At 55.4% G+C, this 278-nt stretch carries 1 protein-coding gene; it reads right to left on the reverse strand.

Translation table 11 applies throughout. The features are described from left to right. Nucleotides 1-278 (reverse strand): fimbria/pilus outer membrane usher protein (locus RTW80_RS29100; protein WP_312721587.1); only part of this gene is annotated, 278 nt, incomplete at both ends.

The following is a 278-nucleotide window of genomic DNA, read 5'->3' on the forward strand; positions in this document are numbered from 1 at the left end:
GCGCCGGGTTACCCAGCGGCACCGACAGGGACAACGCGAGGATATTGTCTTTCTTGTTGTCGTACAGGCCAGAGCTACGCTGGGCGCTGATGCCAAGCGACAGGTTACGAAACGTCGCGTTCCACGCGAACTGCAAACTTTGCGTGGTTTTTGACGTATTCCAGTAGGTTTGTTGATCCCAGGACAGCGACAGCGCGCCGTATTCGCCCATCGGCTGCGACAACAGCAGCTGATTTTTTGCCTTACGCGACATATGCAGGTTGTAAACCGTGTCGTAG

Origin of the sequence: Escherichia sp. AM3 (assembly GCF_032029835.1) — a bacterium.
Lineage (GTDB): Bacteria > Pseudomonadota > Gammaproteobacteria > Enterobacterales > Enterobacteriaceae > Escherichia > Escherichia coli.